This window comes from Streptomyces sp. NPDC050806, from assembly GCF_055586425.1.
In genome coordinates this window covers 237,848-255,569 of the sequence record NZ_JBVJIF010000010.1, presented here as the reverse complement: position 1 = coordinate 255,569, position 17,722 = coordinate 237,848, and the positions used below count along the sequence as shown (strand labels likewise).

Below are 17,722 nucleotides of genomic sequence, written 5' to 3'. Positions count from 1 at the left end.
GGAGAACGCGAAACGATAGTAGAGGTCGCACAGACACCCACGTGGCCAGGGGCAGCAGCCAAGCTCCCACTCAATCGAAGAGCCGTCCCCGCCCGCCGGACCACCCGACGCCCGGCGACGACGGCACGCGCTCCACTGCACCGCGGGCCCTGCACCACGGGTGCCGTCACCGCCACGTCCAGCCGCGACGCCGAGAACGCCGATCCCAGCACCGCCAAGCATCGAACGGGCGCCCGGTCCCCTCTCCCTCCCCCACTCGAACAGCGAACCCGACGTGCAGCCTGAGGGAACTCACGCCTCGGGAACACCTCAGCTCTCGGGAAGGCCACGCCGCTGCCCTGTCGCAGGAGAGCGAGCGCTACCCTTCGAGTTGCAGCGGTGGGGACTCTGCTTCCTTGTCTCGCGGCGGAGGAGGCGTCTCGCGTTACACGCTACGCGTCATGGTCGGTCACGGCGCGACAAGGCGGTGCTCCGTGCCGATGCCTGAGGCATTGCCGTCGGCATAGAGGGTGAGTTCGCCGTCCGACCAGCGGACAATGGTGTCGTCGGCCCAAGGGTTGTCGGTGAAGTCGCCACCACTGACGATCAGGGCGTGCTTCCACAGGCCATTGGGGGCCTGCCACCTGTGCTCGCCCCAGGAGTCGCCGGTGCCGGTGAAATCCTGGTACTGGGTCAGCTCGCCGTCGGACCAGCGCACGATCAGGTCCCAAGTGTCGTCTCCGGCGTAGTCACCGGCTGTGATCTGGGTGGCGTGCTTCCACGTCCCCGCCTGGCCGGTGCCGGGAGCAACGACCCTGATCTCCTTGCCGAGGGCGGTCCCGGTGTTCTGGTAGAGGGAGACCTCTCCGTCCGACCAGCGCACGACGAGGTCGTCCTGCCACTTGTTGCCCCCGAAGCGGCCCGCGGTCAGCGCCTCGGCATGTTTCCAGGTGCCGTTGGGGGCGACCAGTTGCCGTTCGCCATGGAAGCCATTCTCGTCCACCGAGGGATAGAGAGTCACTTCGCCGTCCGACCAGCGGACAATGAGATCGGATCCGTTGTCCCCGGTGAAGTCGCCCGCGACGATCTGCTTGGCGTGGTTGCGCCACAGACTGTTGGCGCTCTGGACCTTGAACTCCTTGTCGAAGTAGCCCTTCTCCTTTCCGGCGCCGCGGTAGATGCTCAGCTCACCGTCGGCCCAGAGTACGAACATGTCCATCCGGTCCTCGGCGACCGGGCCGTCCAGCGCGAAGTATCCGTTGGCGATGTCCCGCGCGTACTTCCACGTACCGGCGCCCGGCAGTACCGGCTCTTTCATCGGTGGTGGATTGATGCTTGCCGGCTGCTTTCCGGCCTTCGCCGCCTCGTAGATGCGTTTGACGTCATTGTCGAAATACGAGGAGTAGGAGGTGTCGGCGCTGTGGCCGCCGGTCATCCAGCCGCCGGTGACTCCGATGAGCTTGGCCGTCTCACCGCCCGTGGTGATGAAGGGTCCTCCGGAGGTGCCACCGACGTAGCCATCGCAATGGATTTCGGAGAACGTACCGCCACGCCAGAGTCGTCCGCCGCTGTCCCGGGTGTTGCCGGTCCGGTATCGCTTCATCGGCGTGGTGCAGCTGAGCGGGTCCTGCTTCGGCTTGTAGTGGCCACCGCCATACAGGTAGGGATAGCCAATGGCTTGGACGGTGTGGTCGAAGCCTGTGTTGAAGCCCAACGGGATCGCACCGACGACCTGTTCAGCCTTTTTGCCGTCACTGCGCGGCTCGGTGGCGAGGAACGCGACGTCGACGTCGGTGTAGTTCTCTTCGCTCTTCTTGGTCCCGGTGTATCCGGGGTCCTTGAAGATGCTGCCCTTCTTGATGGGAAACAGCCCGTGCGGCATCGGCTTCGTCGCACTGTGCTGCGGAACGAAGATCAGGTTTTCCTTCTGATCATTGCTGTCGAAGCAGTGCGCGGCAGAAGCGACCAGGTTCTTGCCCGGTGACGGTACGACGGTGCCTCCGCAGAACCGGTAGTCGTAACGGTCGGGGAAGTCGTTGCCGGCTTTCTGCGCCCAGTAGAACGTGCCGACCTGCTTGAGGCCTTTGAACGTGTGGGAGGGCGAGCGAAGTTGAGGCCCGCTGAATCGCTCTGCGTCATCGGACGACGACCCCTCCTGCCGGTCCTGCCGGGACCATGCCTCGCGCGCTTGCTGCTCCTCCACCGGTTGGGCCTGGGCCATCCGCTCGGGCGTCCAGAACTTGGCCAGGGAGCGGGCCAGTGCACCGTCGTCTGCCGCGGGCGACTGCTCCGGCATGGCCGACGGTCGCGAAGTGGGCGAAGGGCCCAGGGTTACCGGCCACCCCGAGGGGCTTGGCCGTTCCGCGGTAGCGGAAGGGCTCGGAGTATCCGAGGGGTTCGGAGTACCCGAAGGGTTCGGAAGCTCTGGCGGGCCTTGTGCACCGGAGGCCTCGGGCGTGGCCGCCGGTTGCTTGGCGGCGGGTTGCGGAGTGCCCGGAGTCGCCGGCTGTTCGGCTGCCAGGGCTGGGCCGGCAGTGGCTGCCACGAGCACCGTCACTGCGGGCAGGATCGTTCCAACTATCAAGGTGGTGCGTTCCCCCATGGAACAAGGACGGGACTTGGTCAGAGGTCCCGATTGGTCTAGAGCAATGAGGAATGTACCCTATGCAAACAGTAAATACATGACCAATACGGGGTATGGGAGCGAACCGTGACCAAGGTTTGCCAACGAATGCGAGCTGGGCGAAAAGCGCTACTCGCGGGATTTGTCGCCCTCTTGGTGACGTCGTGCGCGTCCGGCAACGGGGGCCACTCGGTTTCGCGTCCGCCAACCGCTGACAGCACGCGGACGCAGCAAGAGAAGAAGCTCGATGAGCATGACGATCCCAACCTCTTGCGGGGTTTCCGGTCGTGGCTGAAGTCGAATGTCTCGGAGCACGATGACGAACTCGCCGGGCATGCGCTGTCACTGCGACTGCGCTACGACTCCGACAGCCGCCTCGGCACGGCCGACGTACTCACGGATTACGGCCCGTGGGGTTCCGCCGAAGACGAAGTCGGGCCACTCGCCGAAGCGTTCCAGGAGTGGTGGGACGACGACACCTCCGCCGGCACCGCGGTTTTCCGCAGCCAGGGCGGCAAGAACGTGAAAGAGGTGACACTGTACGGCGGGAGCAACCCCGTCAATCTCCTAACGGATTTCCAGACCTGGACCACTGCACACACCAAGAAGGGGCGGAGCCGGGCGGACCACATCACAGCCCTCAGCATCGGCTACGGCCGGCAGGGATCCGGCGCGGTGACCGTGTCCACTGATTACCTCGCCCGTGAAGACCCTCGGACGAGGGAATACATCGACGCGCTCGCAGAGGACTTCACGGAATGGTGGGACGGTGACGAAGGAGCTCACAACGTCAGCGTCACCAGCGAAGACCAATGCGTCCATGCGGAAAGGGACCTGGCGGCACACGAGTAACGCGACAAGCCCCGACGCGTACGGCGCCCGGGGCATGCGGCCGGCGGCCCGACCACCGAGAGATGGCGACGAACATTCCACCCCGCTCCCAGCATGTCGGTGACCCAGACGCGCGGCCCCTCGGGCATACAGGCTGCGCCATCTCCAGCACAGGGTGGGATACGGCCTCGCCGTAGCCCAGCTGTACCAGGACGACCAACACGGGCGCGGCGACCACGCCGCTGGACACCAGCGGGCCGAAGGCTGCCACCCAGCGCATCAGCAGGGGGCCGACGCCGACATGCCCGTCATGAATGGTGGCGAGCCGCCCGGTGGCGAGTGCGTGGTCCAAGAGTCGCGCGGCAGTTGCCGGGTTATCTTGCACCACGCGAACCAGTGCGTGGCCTCCCATGGGGAGGGCAGGAAGCAGGGTGGTGGCGAAGGCTGCGAGCAGCCACTCGACGCGAGCATGGCCGCCCCCCGCCTCGTTCCCGGGCCTGGGCAGGGTACGAGGCTGCGCGGCTGCGTCCCTGCTCGCCGGTCATCCTCGTGCGTCGTTACTCTGCGCGCGGCGTTGTCACTCCTGGACGTACCCCACCTTTCGATGGCCAGCGTGGTGACGCGGCCAGAGCGCGACGTCACACACCCGTAGAGCGCTGACGGTCTCCGGCACACCGGCGGACTGGCGCAGTGCCACCAGCGCACGGTGCAGAGCAGGCTGTCGGCTCGTAACGCGGCACGCAAATCGAGCCAGAAGGACCTTGGTCGACCGAAGATGCAGCGAACGACCTGGTCATGGACGGGCAACAGACTCAGACGCTTGCGGGCGAGGAGTTTGCCGACCGTGCCCCACCCCTATTCCGACCTGATCATTGAGAAGGCGCCACGCAGTGTCGGCCGACGGCCCTGGGGCCAGAACTGCAACCTCAGCATGGGCCATGCCGAAGTCACGGGGGATGCTGCTGAGCAGCTCGGACAGCAGATCACCGAGAGCTCCTTTAGGCCCTCGCATCGGCTGAGGCGCCCGGCACCGGATGGCCCACGGCTGCCACCAGCCTGATGTCCGGGTCCGCGGTGACCTGGACGTTCGCCGAGAACCGGTGATTGCGCGAGGACGTGCCCACCATACGGTCGCGGGCCGGGACAAAGGGCTGTCCACATCCACAACCGCTCGGCCGTCTCCTGCCGAGGCAAGCCCAGCTTCAAGGGCGAGCAGCAGCGACCCAGGACGCTGGGCACCCTCGAATCCGACGCCAACCCGACCCCTATCACCGAATGGCTGTCCAGGACCCATGAGAGACCTATGCCACCCGAGCCCGGCCTACCAGCCCCATACAACGACAAAACCCCACGGCCTACAGGAGACCGTGGGGAGATGATCAGTGTCCGAGGGGGGACTTGAACCCCCACGCCCGATAAAGGGCACTAGCACCTCAAGCTAGCGCGTCTGCCATTCCGCCACCCGGACTAGGTGTCGTCGGCGCGGGGCCTTGCCCGCGGCGACATGGACAACAATACCAAGGTTTCGGAGTGGGTTTCACATCCATATCCGGGCAGACATAAGGATGGCTTATGGCTCGGGTGTGGTGGCGGGCGACCGCGCCTCGTTCGACGTTTCCGCTGATCACAGCACGTGTGGGCGGGCTGTACGGATGGTGATCGACGTGACGGTCGGCCGTGCGGGAGTGCCGGGGCGGCCGGGCTGGCGCTGTTTCTGCGACCGGGCTGGCACTGTTCCCGCGGCCGGGCTGTCGCTGATTCTCAAGAGGGCGGCGGAACGCGCGGAGGGTGGGGTCTGATCACCGTACGCTCGTCGCATGAATGTGCGATCCATTGATCACGAATCGCCTCGGCCGTTCCCGCCCGGTCTCGCGGTGCGGCATCCGCGGGCCTCGGACCACGCGGTGCTTCAAGGGGCGCTGACCGACTGGTGGGGCGGGCAGGGGGGCGAGGCGGGTGCCCAGCAGCGGCGTCTTCTGGTGCCGCGGCTGTTCCTCCAGCACTTTGCGGGGACGAGCCTGCTTGTGGAGGAGCCCGTCGCGGCGGGGGCGGAGGGCGGGGCCGCCGAGGGGGCGGCGCTGCGGGCGTTTCTCATCGGGTTCTTGTCGCAGACCGACGCCGAGACGGCGTACATCCATTTCGTGGGCGTGCACCCTGAGGCGCAGCGTGGCGGCCTGGGCAGCGCCCTGTACTACCGCTTCTTCGACCTCGCTCGGGGGCACGGCCGGTCTCGCGTCCGCTCCATCACGAGCCCGGTCAACCGGAACTCGATCGCGTACCACTCCCGGATGGGCTTCCGGGTCGAGCCGGGCGACCGGCTGGAGGACGGGGTGGCGGTCCACACGGACTACGACGGGCCGGGGCTGGACCGCGTCTCGTTCGTGCGGGAGCTTTGAGCGCGCGTGCGGGAGCCTTGATCGCGCGGCCAGTCGCGATCGTACGTACGAAGCGGTGGCCGCCGCCCCTCAAGCCCCGGACAGTCTCCGGGGACGGGCGTCAGGCGCCGTTCGCTTCCGCTTCTGCGTTTTGGGCGATCGCTTTGTGGTGTCGGACGACCTCTTCGATGATGAAGTTGAGGAACTTCTCGGCGAAGGCCGGGTCGAGTTTGGCGTCTTCCGCGAGGCGGCGGAGGCGGGCGATCTGTGTGGACTCGCGGGCCGGGTCGGCGGGCGGCAGGCTGTGCCGGGCCTTGAGTTCGCCGACCTGCTGCGTGCACTTGAAGCGCTCGGCGAGCAGGTGCACCAGCGCGGCGTCGAGGTTGTCGATGCTGCCGCGCAGGTACAGCAGCCGCTCCCGCGCCGCCTCGTCCGATACGGAGGCCGCGTGGGAGCGCGGGTCTCCGCCGGCCGTGGTCGGCGTGGCGGGCGTCCACTCGCTCATGTCGTGTCGCCAATCTGGGTCGGGTAGTGCGTGATCGTGGGGCACACTACCCGCCCCGGACGAGGAGCACGTAAGGGACGGAACCGCCGTCTCACGGAGTGGCTGCCCCGAGCGGCGGCCGCCCTACCTGCACGAAGGCGGTGCTATCCGCGCAGGTGAAGGAGGTGCCGCGCGGAGCGGCTGGCTGTGGTGAGGGAGCCGGCGGGGTTGACGGCCGGGTCGACGGCGTCGTCGCGTTCGACGAGCCAGTTGTGGTGCTTGCGGCCGGAGAGGCGTTCCACGCGGCTGATGAAGCGGCGGTAGTCGAGGTCGCCGTCGCCCACGTCGACCATCCGGTAGCCGTCGCGCTCGGCCTCGTCGTGCTCGCCGTCCTTGACGTGGAAGAGCGGATAGCGGGCCGGGTCGGCGAGGACGTAGTCCAGCGGCTCGAAGGGCGCCGCCGTGCCGTCGGGGCGCTTGGAGAAGCGGTACTGCGCGACGTACGCCCAGTAGATGTCCATCTCCAGCTTCACGAGGCGCGGGTCGGTCTCGGCCAGCAGGATGTCGTAGAGCCGCACCTTCGGGTTGTCGGTGGCGAAGGCGAACTCCTCCGCGTGATTGTGCTGGTAGAAGTACATGCCGCGGGCCCTGGCGGCCGCTCCGTAGGTGTTGAAGTCCTCGGCCGCGCGCTTCCAGCCGTCGACGGTGTTGCCGTAGCGGTCGGGACCCGAGGCGGTGCCCACGTACGGCAGGCCGAGGGCCTCGGCGTCGTCGAGCACCTTCGTGAGGTTGGTGGCGAAGGTGTACGCGTTGGGGTCGGAGGAGTAGTAGCCGACGTGGCTGCCGATGCCACGCAGGCCGTTGTTCCGCATGAGGCGCTTCAGCTGGGCGAGCGTGATGGCTCCGGCCGAGCCCTGTGTGTACCCGGCGAACTCCACCTCGTCGTACCCGTAGCGGGCCAGTTCCTCGAAGACTCTGGCGAAGCCCAGGGATGAGGTCTTGTCGCGGAGTGTGTAGAGCTGGATGCCGAGGCGGCCGGGCGGGACGACGGGGCGGTGGCCGCCGGCACCGGCGGGCTCGGGGCGCGCGCCGGGCTGCGCGGCCTGGGCCTGCGAGGCGCCGAGGACGGCCGCCGCGGTGGCGCCGGCGGCCACGCCGAGGAATCCGCGGCGGGCGAGGGTGCGCGCGAGCTCGGGGTGGCGTGAGGTGCGCGGGTTGGGAACGTCGCTGGTCATTGCGGCTCCAAAGTCGATTGTCAGTGCCGTGCGGCAAGCTTGAGGAGCAAGGACTTCACTTCGGTCGCATCGAGGGGGGTGGTGAGCGTGCCTGCGGTGGAGCAGATCAGGACGGGCCCGTCGTCCTCGTGGTCCGGGATACGCCCGTGACTGCCGCGCACGGGCTCGGGGTCGAGGGGGACGACGGCCATGCGATAGCGCATGCCGGTCTTCTTGCGGGCCAGTGCGGTGGCGGCGCGTAGCCGTACGTAGGGGTCGCGCGGGTCCATGAAGAGTTCGGCGGGGTCGTAGCCGGGCTTGCGGTGGATCTCGACCAGGCGCGCGAAGTCCGGTGCGCGCGCGTCGTCGAGCCAGTAGTAGTACGTGAACCACGCGTCGGGTTCGGCGACGGCGACGAGTTCGCCGGCGCGCGGGTGGTCCAGCCCGTGCTGCTTCTTGCCCGTGTCGTCGAGGAGTTCGGCGATGCCGGGCAGGTCCGCCAGGGCTTCGCGGGTCACGTCGAGGTCTTCGGGGCGGCGTACGTAGACGTGCGCGATCTGGTGGTCCGCTACGGCGAAGGCACGGGACACGGTCGGGTCGAGGTATTCCATCCCGTCCTGGGTGTGCACCTCCAGCAGGCCGGCCCGGCGCAGTGCGCGGTTGATGTCGACGGGGCGGCGGGCGCGGGTGATGCCGTACTCGGACAGGGCGACGACGGTGACGCCGGCCGAGCGGGCGTCGTCGAGGAGGGGGGCGATGACGGTGTCGAGTGCGGCGGCGGCCGCGTGCGAGCGGGGGTCGTCGGGGCCGTACCGCTGGAGGTCGTAGTCGAGGTGCGGGAGGTAGCTGAGGGTGAGGTCGGGATGGCGGGTGCGCAGGATGTGGCGGGTCGCGTCGGTGATCCACCGGGAGGAGGCGAGGGAGGCCGTGGGCCCCCAGTAGGTGAAGAGGGGGAACGGCCCGAGCAGCTCGGTGAGTTCGTCGTGGAGGGCGGGCGGGCGGGTGTAACAGTCGGGTTCCTTGCGACCGTCGGCGTAGTAGACGGGCCGCGGTGTGACGGTCCAGTCGACGTCCGCGCCCATGGCGTACCACCAGCAGACGTTGGCGACGGTGTAGCCGGGGTGGGCGCGGCGGGCCGCGTCCCACAGCTTGTCGCCGCCGACCAGGGCGTTGTGCTGCCGCCAGAGGTGGACCTCGCCGACATCGCGGAAGTACCAGCCGTTGCCGACGATGCCGTGCCGGGAGGGGAGCGTGCCGGTGAGGATCGTGGACTGCACGGTGCAGGTGACAGCCGGCAGGACGGTACGCAGCGGAACGTACGAGCCGCCCGTGGCCAGCGCCTTGAGGTGCGGCATGTGATCGAGGAGGCGGGGGGTGAGGCCGACGACGTCGAGGACCAGAAGAGGCTGGGGCGGCGGCGCGGGGGCGGCCGGGGCGGCAGCGGTGTCTTCGCGGCTGTCGGGGTCGCCGGGGCTGCTGTCGTGCACGGTCATGGCAGTTCCTTGAGGCCGAGGTCGGTCAGCAGGTCGCGGGCGAGGGAGAGCTCGGCGGCGATGCCGTCGGCGAGCCGGGCACGGGTGCGCGGCCGGAGCTCGGGCGGCAGGGCCTGCCAGGTGTACGTCTCGACCTCCAGGTGGTGCGTACGCGGCGGGGCGGCCGGGCCGACGAGGCGGGCAAGGGTGTCCTGGAGCACCGGCAGCGTGGAGGTGAGGGGTGGCTGCGGCGGCGCGTGCAGCGGTACGTGGAAGTGGGCGCGCCACGGAGCTCCGGTGGGCAGTCCCGTACCGCTCCCCCGGTCACCGAGTGCCTCGTCCAGGTCGTCGGTGGCGAGCAGTGCGCCCTGCGTGGAGCGGGTGCGGGTCTGGTGCAGGAAGCGCGGTTCGGCGAAGGCACCGAGCGCGTCGCGGACGTCCGCACGCGCGGGCTCCTCGGCGTGCAGGGCGGCGGACAGCTGGGCCTTGACGACGGGGATGCCCGCGCGGTGCAGGGCGTCGAGCGCCGGGCCGGGCTCCTCGAAGGAGGTGGCGAGATGGCAGGTGTCGACGCATACGCCGATGCGGTGGGTGGGGACGGTGGCCGGCGCAGCCGGAGCGTCTGAGGTAACTGGGTTGCCTGGGGTGTTCGAAGTGCCTGGGGTGCCTGCTGTACCGGTCAGAGCCTCCAGGGCGTCGGCGAGCGTTTCGATGGTGCAGCCCGGCTCCGGTTCCAGGCCGACGCGGATGGAGCGGCCGGTGGTGTCCTGGAGCGCGTCCAGGCGCGCGCCGAGGGTGCGCAGTGCTTCCAGTGCGACAGTGCGCCGGTGCTCGTCGAAGTTCGTGCGCCAGGCGAGCGGAAGGGTCGAGATGGTGCCTTCGGTGGCGTCGTCGGGCAGCAGCGCGGTCAGCAGCCGGGCGAGGTCGGCGGTGTACTCCAGCCGAGCGGGCTCGGTCCAGTCCGGCCGGTAGACCCGGTATTTGACGTGACTGTCGCCGAACCCTTCGTACGGGAATCCGTTCAGCGTGACGACCTCCAGGCCGCGCACGTCCAGCTCCTTGCGCAGGAGGCGGAGGGCCGCGGGGTCGGCGGTCAGTACGCGGGCCGCGGCACGGGCGAGCCAGAGGCCGATGCCGAGCCGGTCGCGGCCGAGCCGTCTGCGTACGGGCTCGCAGTGGTCGCGCAGCTGGTCGAGGATGCCGTCCAGGGTCTCGGCCGGATGGACGTTGGTGCAGTACGCGAGGTGGACGGTGGAACCGTCGGGGTGCCGGAAGCGCATGGGTCCGCCCGCCTCCTCATTCCCCGCCGCGGAGGATGGAGTTGCCCTCGTGGAGGGCGCCGGGATCGGCGATGTCCAGGGTCAGGCGCCCGCTCTGGCCGTAGAACTCGACGGGGTTGCGCCACAGCACCTGGTCGACGTCGTCGTCCGAGAACCCGGCGGCGAGCATGGCCTCGCCGACGTGGCGGGTCTTGAGCGGGTCGCTGCGGCCCCAGTCGGCCGCGGAGTTGACGAGCACCCGCTCCGTGCCGTGCACGCGGAGGATCCGCACCATCCGCTCGGGGTCCATCTTGGTGTCCGGATAGATGGAAAAGCCCAGCCAGCAGCCACTGTCAGTGGCGTCCCCTACCGTTGTCTCATTGAGATGGTCCAGGACGACACGAGCGGGGGGCAGGTCGGATTCGCGCAGGACGTCGAGGGTGCGTTTGAGCCCGGCGGCCTTGTCGCGGTGGGGGGTGTGGACGAGGGCCGGCAGGCCGTGGTCCACGGCGAGTTGGAGCTGAGCGGCCAGGGCGTTGTCCTCGGCCGGGGTCATCGAGTCGTAGCCGATCTCGCCGACGGCGACGACCGAGTCTTTTACGAGGTAGCGGGGCAGTGCGTCGAGGACGGGGGTACAGCGGGGGTCGTTCGCCTCTTTGGGGTTGAGCGCGATGGTGCAGTGGTGGGCGATGCCGTGCTGGGCAGCCCGGAAGGGCTCCCAGCCGAGAAGGGAGTCGAAGTAGTCGAAGAAGCTCGCCGGTGAGGTCCGCGGCTGCCCCAGCCAGAAGGCCGGCTCGACGAGGGCGCGCACGCCCGCTGCGTACATGGCCTCGTAGTCGTCGGTGGTGCGGGAGGTCATGTGGATGTGCGGATCGAAGATACGCATCGGGGTTACGCCTCCTCGGAGGACGGGCCGGGGGACGGGCTGACGGACCAGCCGCGGGACGAGGTGCCGGACGGCTCGGTGGACGAGTCGGTGGACGGACCGGTGGACGGCTCGGCGGACGAGTCGGCGGACGGATTGCCTGGCGGGCTGCCGGGCGGGCTGACGGACCGGCCGGCGGAAGCGTCGGCGGACAGGGGGGACATCTGGGTGAGAGCGAGAACGCGAGGGAGATCGTCGGGTACGGGACGGCCGGCTGAGGTGCGTTCGCGGGCGTAATCGCCGAGCATGCGGGCGAGTTCGGCGTCGCCGCGGGAGCGTTCGGCGAGACCGGCGACGGCGTCCACCGGCACACCGGTGAACAGGCACTTGAGCACGGCGTGCCGCCAGGCGTGCGCATCGAGGTGCCGTGCGGCGTACGGGCCCACGGCCGCGGCGACCAGCCGCGTGTCGTTCGTCCGCAGGGCGTCCTCGATGAGCGGCAGGCCGGCACGGCCTCCGGTACCCAACGGCAGCTGCGGCAGTGCGAGGAGCACGGCCCGGCGCTCGGCGGCCGTGCCGTGCTCGTAGAGCCGGGCGACGGTGGGGCCGTCGGCGCGGGCGGTGCACAGGATCAGCACACGCGCGGCTTCGGTGGCCTCCGGGTCGGTATGGTGCGGCGATTCCTCCCGCACGCACCACCGCCCGGCGGACGCAAACCGCATCTCCCACACGGCGGGGGTGCCCGCGCCGGGCGCTTCGTTGGCTTCGTTTGCTTCGTTGGCGGCGGACTGGGCGAAGGCGTCGGTCGCGGGGCGACCGGTGGCTTGGGTCGCGGCGTGGGCGGTGGCGTCGGTCGCGGCGCGACCAGGGGCTTGGATCGTGGCGTGGGCGGTGGCTTCGGCGAGGGCCTCGTCCAGCCAGGCGCGGGCGTCACCACCGAGGCGGTCGCGGAGTGCCTTGTCCAGACGGGCGATCCAGGCGTCGTCGGGGGTCATCACGGTGCACCTCCGTTGCGGGTGATGGCGGCGGCGGTGGATCGGCGTGGGGCGCCTTCGGTGTGAGTGGTGGTCGCGGCGGTGCTGGTCGTGGCCGTGGCAGTGGTGGCCGTGGTGGCCGTGGCAGTGGTGGCCGTGGTGGTTCTGGAGAGAGTCGAGCGGAGGAAGTGGAGGGAGGTTTGGGCCTGGGTGGGGCCGGCGTGGGAGTGGCGGGGCAACTCGACGCTCACCAGGCCCTGGTAGGCGGTGTCACGGAGGGCGGCGAGCACCGGCGGGAAGTCGATCTCGCCGTCGCCGAAGGGGAGGTGCTCGTGGACGCCGCGGCGCATGTCCTCCAGCTGGACGTGCCGGGTCCAGGGGGCGGCGGCGCGTACGCAGTCGGCGGGCGGCAGCTGCTCCAGGCATTGGCAGTGGCCGATGTCCAGGGTCAGCCCGAGTACGTCCGGGTCGGGCTCGCCCATCAGCGTACGGAGGTGATGGAAGCCGGCCAGGTCGGAGAGGAGGTGGCCGGGCTCAGGTTCCACGGCGAGCGGCAGGCCGGCGTCGGAGGCCGCTTCGGCGACCGGGGCCAGGGCGGTGGCCAGGCGCTGCCAGGAGTCGGTGTCCGGACTGCCGGGATCGCGTACGCCGCTGAAGCAGTGCACGGCGGTGGCGCCGAGGTCGGCGCCGATGCGTACGGCGGTGCGCAGCAGGTCGACGCGGACGGCGCGGGCTTCCGGGTCGGGGTCGATGAGAGTGGGGTGGTGTTTGCGGCGGGGGTCGAGTACGTAGCGGGCGCCGGTTTCGATGGCGACGGCGAGGTTCGTGTTCCGCAGTGCTTCGGCCACTCGCGCGGTGCGGGCGGCCAGGCCCGGGGCGAGGGGGTCGAGGTGCATGTGGTCGAGGGTGAGCGCGACGCCGTCGTAGCCGAGGTCGGAGAGGAGGGCGAGGGCGTCGGTCAGGCGGAGGTCGGTGAGGCCGTTGGTTCCGTAGGCGAGACGGAGCGGTGACAGCGTTGTCGGGCTTACTAGCGTCGTCGACGTTGTTGGCGATGTAGGCGGTATTGGCGATGTCGGTCTCGTCGGTGTCGACGGCGTCGGTGTCGCCGGCGTCGGTGTGGGGGGTGTGTCCGGGGATGGTGGCCGCGGGGGTGTCGGGGTCATGTCGGGCTGACCTTCCGGGACAGGCGACGGGCGACGGGGATGAGCGCGAGCACCGCGGTCCCGGTGACCGGCGCACCGGCTCGTGCGGCGAGGGCCGCCTGCAACGGGATCATCGCGCGGATGCCGCCGCCGACGGCCCGTTGGAGGAAGTGGGGCGAGGGGTTGAGCGTGGCGAGGAGAAGGGGGCGGGCGGCGGTGGCTGCGTAACCAGCGGCGAGGATCCGAGCCGCCATGTCGGCGGGAGCGAGAGCGAAAGCCGGTGTGGGGGTGGGAGTGGGGGATGCGGGGAGGCGGACGAGGGAACGGGCGCCGCCTGCGGTGTGGGCGAGGGCGGTGACGGCTGCGAGGGACAGCAGGGGCAGGGACGAGGAGGAGCCCTGGGCCTCGCGGCGGGAGACGGTGGTGACGGTGTAGGTGTGCGCGCCGAGCAGGGCGGCTGAGGGGAGGGCGCGGCGAACGGCGGGGCTCGCGGATGAGCCGGGGGCGGTGGTGGCGACGGCGCCTTGGAGGAGGTCGAGGGTGCGGGCGCAGGCCATGGCCGCGGGGCCGGCGACGGTGTTCTTGAGGTGCAGGTCGTAGGCCCAGACCGTGGCGGCCAGGGCGGTACCGGTGACCAGGGCCGGGCGGCCGGCGGCTGCCGCGCAGGCGAGGCCGGCCGCCGTGAGGCCACCGGCTGCGACGAGGGCGGCGCCGGGGGTGATGCGGCCGGAGGGGATGGGGCGGTGCGGGCGTTCCACGGCATCGGTGTCGCGGTCGGCCCAGTCGTTCAGGGCCATTCCTGCCTCGTACAGGAAGAGGGAGGAGAGGGTGGCCAGGGCGGTACGGGTATTGGGGCGCAGGCCGGCGGCCGCGGCGCCGGCGAGGAGGTCGCCGGGGACGCTGGCCGGTGCGGAAATCCGGAGCAGCTCCGCCCAGGCCCGCAGCGATCCGGAGGAAGGAAGGGAAGGAAAGGAACGAAGGGAGCGGAGCGGGTGGAGGGAGCGGACGGGGAGGAGGGCGCGGAGAGCGGTTGAGCGACGGCAGCCGCATACGGCGGGGTGGGGTGCCGCGTCGTCGGCGTGCGAGTGCACGTCGGCGTGCGAGTGCGTATCGGCGTGGGCGTGCGTGTCGGCGTGGGGGTGGGCCGGCGCGAGGCGATCGCCGGACGCCGGGCCGAGGGACCCGAGGTCCGTAACGTTCGTAGGCTCCGGGGAACCCGCGGGGCCCGCGGAACCCGGGGAGCCCGCGGCAGCCAGGGAGCCCGCTGAACCCGCGGTACCCGAGGCGCTCGTGCGGCGCTTGAGGCCGTTCAGGCCCACCGGGGCGTTGAGGTCGGTGGGGCGGCGGGGCGAGGAACGGCGCGGCCGGGAGGACGGGCGGAGGAAGCGCGGGAGGGGGATCATGCGTGGGCCTCCCGGAGTCGGGTGGCGAAGGTGGTGGTGAGGGCCGTGTACTGGTCGGCCAGTGCGGCCGGGCCGCCGTCCGGGTCCTTGAAGTAGAAGCCGAGTTCGGGAAGCGGGCCGCTGAGGCCGGCGGCGTGGGCGGCGGCGACCAGGCGGGCCAGGTCGAGGACGAGCGGGGCGGCGAGGGCGGAGTCGCAGCCCTGCCAGATGGTCTGGAGGATCACCCGGCTGCCGAGGAAGCCGTCGACCGCGATGTGGTCCCAGGCCGTCTTCCAGTCGCCCAGAGCCGGGACGTTGTCGATGTGGAGGTCGCCGGGCGGGAGTTCGCCGAGGGTGTCGCGGAGTACGGCGGCCTTGCCCGCGTTCTTGGCCGCGGCGGCGGCCGGGTCGGCGAGGGCTGCGCCGTCTCCTCCGCCGAGGAGGTTCGTGCCGGACCAGGCCCGTACGGTCAGTGCGCGCTGGGCCATCATCGGTGCGAGGACGGAGCGCAGCAGGGTCTGGCCGGTCTTGCCGTCCCGGCCCGCGTACGGGAGGCCGCTGCAGCGGGCCATGTCCTGGAGGAGGGGGTGGTGCAGGCCGGTGGAGGGGGTGAAGTTGACGTACGCGCAGCCCGCCCGCAGAGCGGCGAGGGCGTAGCGGGAACTGGCGGGGAGACGATCGGCGGCGAGGCGCTCGCCGGGGATTCGCTCGGCAGCGAGCCCGTGCCCGGCCGGAGCACCGGCGCCCGGTGCTGCCTCTGTCGACGCCACGTTGATGACGACCACGCGGTCCAGGGCGTGTGTGCTGCGGAAGGTGCGGAGGTCCGCGGCGAAGGACGCGATCAGCGTCTCGTCGTCGCGGGTGTCCCCCGGTCCCGGGCCGCCGGGGCGGATCTCGGCGTCGGCCGCGGCGAGTTCGGTCTGTACGGAGCGGGGCAGGCCGTGGGGCAGGACGCCGCCGGCGGCCAGTTGCTCGGCGCGCTTCGGGAGCGGGCAGGAGGTGATGTCATGGCCGCCGAAGACCAGGGACTCCAGTGGCGGGAGCGGGACGTCGGCGAAGGCCGCCGACTCGGTGACCATGCCGGCCGGCTCGTGCAGGCCGGCGACGAGTGCGGCGCAGCCCGCGATGACGGTCGTGGCGACCGAGCCCCGCGCGCCGATCAGCCACACCCCGGTGCGGCCGGTGCGGCCCGGGCGGCCCGTGCCGGTGCCGCCGGTTCCCGAGGCGTCGGGTGCGTTGCCCCTCCCCGCCTCTCCCGTACCCGGCATCCCTGTACCCGGCGTCCCCGCGCCCGCCCCAGAACCCCTGCCCGTGCCCGTACCCATGCGCCCTCCCAAGTCCGTGCCTGTGCCTCTGTCCGTGCTCGCGTCCGTGCCTGTGCCCTGACCCCACGACCTGCCGCCGCACGCCTTGTCCGTGCCCCGCACCCGAACCCGAACCCGCGCCGTCACCGCAGGTCTCCGGTGTCCTCTCAGCGCAGGCCCCTGGGCCCTCACCCCGGCTGCGCGGAGGGAGGGCCCGTTCGCCCTCAGTCCACCTTCGAGACCAACGGCTTGATCCGAATGTTGCGGAAGGAGACCTTGTCGTCGGGGCCGTGGTTCTGGATGCCGATGTAGCCCTGGCGGAGGGAGCGCGCCGGGTCCTGGTTGGTGAAGTCGTTGATCTTGCGGCCGTTGAGGAACACCTTCAGGCGTTCGCCCTGGACGCGGAGTTCGTAGGTGTTCCACTCCCCCGGCGGGTTCAGGGCCGCGTCCCTGGCCTTGGTGTCGGCGGCCTGGAATCCGTAGACGGAGCCGGTGGTGTGGTCGGGGGTGTCCGTGGCGTCGATCTGGATCTCGTAGCCGTTGTTCACCGCGGACCAGGGGTCGTCGGAGGCCGGGAAGCCCACGTAGACGCCGGAGTTGTCGTCCCCGGACTCGCTCGCCATCTTCCAGTCGAGCTTGAGGGAGTAGCCCCGCTGCTCCTTGGCGGCGTACCAGAGCATGCCCATGCCGCCGTCGGAGGTGAGCGTTCCGTCGTCCTCGTTCAGGGTGAAGGTGCCGGGGCCCGCCTGCTTCCAGCCTTCGAGGCTCGTCCGGGTGCCGTCGAAGAGGGGGGTGTAGCCCTGCTCAGGGCGGCAGTCGGCCTGGGCGAGGCCCGTGGCGTAGCGGATGCCGCCGAGGAGGTGGGTGCGGAAGGCGGGATCGGCGTAGGACTCCTTGGTGTGCCCAGCGCCCGTGTAGAAGGCGCGGCCGCCGCGGTACTCCTGGCACCAGGCGAACGGGTGGTCCTCGCCCATCGAGCCGCCGGTGTACGTGGACTCGTCGAGGGTGGCGAGGACGTGGGCGCGGTCGCGCGGGTTGGTGCGGTAGTTGTACCACTCGTCGGTGCGCTCCCAGGCCGCCGGCAGGTGTGCGGTGGCGGGGTGGGCGCGGTCCTCGACGCGCAGGGTGGCGGGCTGGATCGCCGGGTGGGACTGGAAGTACGCGCCTGCCAGGCCGCCGTAGAAGGGCCAGTCGTACTCGGTGTCGGCGGCCGCGTGCACGCCGACGTAGCCGCCGCCCGCTGCGATGTACTTCTCGAACGCGGCCTGCTGGGTGGCGTCGAGGACGTCGCCGGTGGTCGACAGCCACACGACCGCGTCGTACTTGGCGAGGTTGTCGGGCGTGAAGGCGCCGGCGTCCTCGGTGGCGTCGACGGCGAAGCCGTGCTGGGTGCCGAGGTCCTTGACGGTGGCGATGCCGTCGGGGATCGAGTCGTGGCGGAAGCCGGCGGTCTTGGAGAAGACCAGGACCCGGGCGTCGTCGGCCGCGCTCCCGCCTTCAGGGGATGCGGCGGCACCGGGCAGTGCCATGGCGGCGAGGAGGGTTGCGGCCGCGGCAGCGGTGATGCCGAGCCGCCGTGCGGCCTGCCGTCTCGCCGTGGGCTGGTACGCGTGCATGTGCGGAGTCCTTCCTCCAGCAGCGGGGGGTGTGGCTGGGCAAGGGGCCTCTGAGCGGGTGTGGCCGTTGAACGGATGTGGCCATTGAGCGGGTGTGGCCGTTGAGCAGGTATGACCGTGCGAGGGGCGGGCGGGCAGACCACCCGCCCCTCCACACTCATGCGCTACGAAGCTGTGGAGCCACGGAGCTACCGAGCCACTG

The 17,722-nt window shown here is 70.6% G+C and carries 13 protein-coding genes, 1 tRNA gene and 2 pseudogenes; 2 read left to right on the top strand and 14 right to left on the bottom strand.

The features are described 5' to 3' along the window. Positions 1-448 precede the first annotated feature (448 nt). A complete protein-coding gene (locus tag ACZ6WH_RS30550) occupies positions 449-2,275 on the bottom strand; it encodes a trypsin-like serine peptidase (RefSeq protein ID WP_469732309.1) in 1,827 nt (608 codons plus the stop codon). 414 nt (positions 2,276-2,689) lie between these two features. On the opposite strand from ACZ6WH_RS30550, the gene ACZ6WH_RS30545 reads away from it, so the two are divergent. Next, entirely contained in the window at positions 2,690-3,454 is a 765-nt protein-coding gene (locus ACZ6WH_RS30545; protein WP_469732307.1) for a hypothetical protein, read from the top strand. Between the two features lie 556 nt (positions 3,455-4,010). On the opposite strand, the pseudogene ACZ6WH_RS30540 reads toward ACZ6WH_RS30545, so the two are convergent. The 3 genes and pseudogenes from ACZ6WH_RS30540 to ACZ6WH_RS30530 form a co-directional block, all read right to left on the bottom strand. Further along, a pseudogene (locus ACZ6WH_RS30540) lies at positions 4,011-4,240 on the bottom strand (DUF6308 family protein). 194 nt (positions 4,241-4,434) lie between these two features. Beyond that, positions 4,435-4,578 (bottom strand): annotated as a pseudogene (locus tag ACZ6WH_RS30535) (IS5/IS1182 family transposase); the annotation flags it as partial. 238 nt (positions 4,579-4,816) lie between these two features. Beyond that, positions 4,817-4,901 (bottom strand) — tRNA-Leu (locus ACZ6WH_RS30530). A gap of 349 nt (positions 4,902-5,250) precedes the next feature. Here ACZ6WH_RS30530 and ACZ6WH_RS30525 point away from each other — a divergent pair. After that, positions 5,251-5,829, top strand: coding sequence for a GNAT family N-acetyltransferase (locus tag ACZ6WH_RS30525; protein ID WP_469732305.1), 579 nt, complete (start codon positions 5,251-5,253; stop codon positions 5,827-5,829). A 100-nt stretch (positions 5,830-5,929) separates the two neighbouring features. On the opposite strand, the gene ACZ6WH_RS30520 is transcribed toward ACZ6WH_RS30525, so the two are convergent. The 10 genes from ACZ6WH_RS30520 to ACZ6WH_RS30475 form a co-directional block, all read right to left on the bottom strand. After that, on the bottom strand, positions 5,930-6,313 hold the full coding sequence (locus tag ACZ6WH_RS30520; protein WP_432860256.1) for a chorismate mutase: 384 nt from the start codon (positions 6,311-6,313) through the stop codon (positions 5,930-5,932). A gap of 143 nt (positions 6,314-6,456) precedes the next feature. After that, positions 6,457-7,527, bottom strand: a complete 1,071-nt coding sequence (locus ACZ6WH_RS30515; protein WP_469732303.1) for a sugar phosphate isomerase/epimerase family protein — start codon at positions 7,525-7,527, stop codon at positions 6,457-6,459. A gap of 20 nt (positions 7,528-7,547) precedes the next feature. Further along, entirely contained in the window at positions 7,548-8,999 is a 1,452-nt protein-coding gene (locus ACZ6WH_RS30510; protein ID WP_469732301.1) for a nucleotide pyrophosphatase/phosphodiesterase family protein, read from the bottom strand. Further along, positions 8,996-10,258, bottom strand: a complete 1,263-nt coding sequence (eboE, locus tag ACZ6WH_RS30505) for a metabolite traffic protein EboE (protein ID WP_469732299.1) — start codon at positions 10,256-10,258, stop codon at positions 8,996-8,998. Before eboE ends, ACZ6WH_RS30510 begins: the two co-directional genes overlap by 4 nt. A 16-nt stretch (positions 10,259-10,274) precedes the next feature. Continuing rightward, positions 10,275-11,123 carry a TatD family hydrolase gene (locus ACZ6WH_RS30500; protein ID WP_469732297.1) on the bottom strand — a complete coding sequence of 283 codons (849 nt, stop codon included), beginning with the start codon at positions 11,121-11,123 and terminating at the stop codon, positions 10,275-10,277. 5 nt (positions 11,124-11,128) lie between these two features. Continuing rightward, positions 11,129-12,076: an EboA domain-containing protein gene (locus ACZ6WH_RS30495; RefSeq protein ID WP_469732707.1), complete on the bottom strand. Its 948-nt coding sequence runs from the start codon at positions 12,074-12,076 to the stop codon at positions 11,129-11,131. 20 nt (positions 12,077-12,096) lie between these two features. Continuing rightward, complete coding sequence (locus ACZ6WH_RS30490; RefSeq protein ID WP_469732295.1) at positions 12,097-13,239, bottom strand: sugar phosphate isomerase/epimerase family protein; 1,143 nt, start codon at positions 13,237-13,239, stop codon at positions 12,097-12,099. After that, positions 13,236-14,162, bottom strand: a complete 927-nt coding sequence (locus tag ACZ6WH_RS30485) for an SCO3242 family prenyltransferase (RefSeq protein WP_469732705.1) — start codon at positions 14,160-14,162, stop codon at positions 13,236-13,238. The genes ACZ6WH_RS30490 and ACZ6WH_RS30485 overlap by 4 nt, the downstream gene beginning before the upstream one ends. Positions 14,163-14,617: 455 nt before the next feature. After that, positions 14,618-15,868 carry an inositol-3-phosphate synthase gene (locus ACZ6WH_RS30480; RefSeq protein ID WP_469732293.1) on the bottom strand — a complete coding sequence of 417 codons (1,251 nt, stop codon included), beginning with the start codon at positions 15,866-15,868 and terminating at the stop codon, positions 14,618-14,620. Positions 15,869-16,128: 260 nt separating this feature from the next. Further along, entirely contained in the window at positions 16,129-17,520 is a 1,392-nt protein-coding gene (locus tag ACZ6WH_RS30475; RefSeq protein WP_469732291.1) for a ThuA domain-containing protein, read from the bottom strand. Positions 17,521-17,722: the final 202 nt, after the last annotated feature.